Origin of the sequence: Paenibacillus sp. OT2-17, assembly GCF_009827695.1 — a bacterium.
GTDB classification, from domain to species: domain Bacteria; phylum Bacillota; class Bacilli; order Paenibacillales; family Paenibacillaceae; genus Paenibacillus; species Paenibacillus polymyxa_B.
On record NZ_WUDQ01000584.1, the window covers coordinates 1 to 2264 of the forward strand.

3 protein-coding genes are annotated in these 2264 nt (G+C 39.8%); 2 read left to right on the forward strand and 1 reads right to left on the reverse strand.

All coding sequences use genetic code 11. The features are described 5' to 3' along the window. The coding region (locus GRP75_RS30075) for a hypothetical protein (RefSeq protein WP_237449181.1) at positions 1-227 on the forward strand (227 nt) is incomplete at its 5' end. Here GRP75_RS30075 and GRP75_RS30560 read toward each other — a convergent pair. Continuing rightward, a complete protein-coding gene (locus GRP75_RS30560) occupies positions 202-1755 on the reverse strand; it encodes a helix-turn-helix domain-containing protein (protein ID WP_160790662.1) in 1554 nt (517 codons plus the stop codon). The genes GRP75_RS30075 and GRP75_RS30560 overlap by 26 nt on opposite strands. A 311-nt stretch (positions 1756-2066) precedes the next feature. Here GRP75_RS30560 and GRP75_RS24860 point away from each other — a divergent pair. Continuing rightward, a partial coding sequence (locus tag GRP75_RS24860; protein ID WP_160790663.1) for a flavodoxin family protein occupies positions 2067-2264 on the forward strand: 198 nt, incomplete at its 3' end.

The following is a 2264-nucleotide window of genomic DNA, read 5'->3' on the forward strand; positions in this document are numbered from 1 at the left end:
GCGATGGTACTCGGTTCAGCAGTTGGCCTAAAGCTGGTAAGCTGATTAATGATGGAATTAGACATACTGGTCATCTTAGAACAGCAGCGAACTATCTGAATGCTTATGGACTATCATTAAATTTAAAAATAGATAGAAAAGACCAGCGTGCAGACAAAGTATCGATAAGAAATTTTGTCTGCATGTTTTTTTTGCATTTGCTTATCCTTCTATACTCTGATCTTTAGGATCGCCGCGTTGTGTTTTCAGTTTTAGAAAATGAAGAGTCATTTGAAGCTTCAGACGAATATCACCATCGCTTAGATCAATCTCGAAAAGCTCACGTATCCTGTTGATTCGATAGAACAAAGTATTTCTATGAATAAAAAGTGTTTTAGCAGCAATATTTGGAGTGTCCACATATTGAAGATAGGCTTCAAGGGTAGGTAGCAAACTTGTTTTGTGGGCATTGTCATAAGCAATTAACTTTTGGATAACTGGATGGCAGAAGTCAGCGAGATCGTTCTGTTCCGATATGATCTTTCCAATATGCTCGCAGAGATAGTCCTCATACATATACACTGGCTTGTTAGAATGAAGTTGGAACCCAATCTCGATGGCGGTTAGGCATTGCTTATAATATTTTCGCAAAAAGGTTAAATGACTAAAGCAGTCACTCAGCGAAGCAGTTAGGCCGTTTACTTGGAGAAATTCCAGAATTCGTTTGTCTTCAGCAATGATTTTACAGGATGAATCAACAAGGGAAATGAGAAATACAATACGTCCCTGATATACGATCCAACGGCTATCCGGAAGTAATTGGATCATATGCTGTGCAACCAGCTGAACTTTCCCGTCAAAAAAGCCGTTCTTCAGGTCTGTCAAGGTCAGCACTCTCAGGTAAGGTGTAAGCGTCCATTCCAGATGAGCCAGTCGCATTGCGATGACATTAGCATCATTGAGCTCGCCTGTAAGCAGTTCGGAAAGCAAAAAACTATGCATCATTCCTTGATTGCAATTATAAAAGTCGTTCTTTTGCAATTCTACCGAAACTAGCTCACAAAGAAATTGTACGAGTTCAAAATCAATATCTGTAAATTTACGATCCAGTTCCATAACACTGACCTGCGCGAATTCTATACCATGTACGTACACAAAAGCTGTTATCCAACAGTCGTTGGTCTCGGGATCGCGTGAATAATAAGGAATAAGAGCCATACGGGTCAGTTCGTACAGATTGGATTTCTTCATGCTCTCAATATTACTGTCAAGAATATAACCCAAATTTCGCTGCTGTTCGATATCAGGTCGGCTGGGGATGGGGGCCTGACACATAGCGAGTAACTTATAGCCTGCGTCGACAATGATTACCGGATTACCAAAGATGCGGGAGGCCTCGTTTGTCAAGTATTGTAAACCTTTGTTTGAGTAAAGTGCGGATATCAGAGTGTGCATATGCTCAATGAGCCGATTCTCATGAGCAAGTATAGATGAAATCTTTCCCGAAAGATCCAGCAGATCCAGTCCATTTGGCAGAAGGGTAAGACAAGTATAAGAGTCTACAAGTGCATCACAATCCTGAATGCAGAAAAGAGGAGTGTCTGTAGGAAAGTCCTTTGGCAAATCCGAAAGCTTGCCTATATAAGCTGTGTCAGCCTGGAAAATGGAACTCAACCGCAGGATAGTAAATTCACTGATTTCTTTTGTTTGCATGGCCTCTTCGGGCAAGGAAAGATAACAGTCGCTAAGTTTTCTGATTATTTTTTGAATTTTCACGAGAGCAGCCTCCAAAAGCTTTTTAATCCTTGTGCAATATTACAAAACATCGTCACTATATTGGACCATATTTAAATTCCAGCACATGGGATATAACGTTTTTATTATATATACTGAAATTATTACACGCTGCAATAAATGACACTTTAATCAAAAAATGAGTAATATTGTTTAAAATCAGAACTCTGTGAGGGAATATTTTTGGAATTATGTGAGGAAATTTATGCGAAATTAGTGGAGAAAGCTGAAACTCTCGCATGGATTTGCTTCAGGATCTATGCCTAACAAATACAAATTGCAGGAGGATATTAATGAAAATTTTAGGGATCAGTTGCGGTAGAAGGATGAGTAATTCAGAAATCCTTGTCAAGGAAGCTCTGATGGGTGCTGAAGAACTGGGTGCCGAGGTAGAGCTTATACGTCTTAATGACCTGCAAATTAAACCTTGCACCGGTTGTAATGCTTGTGTAGTCAGCCTGCTTGAAAAGTGTGGCTCAGGAGATTGTGTG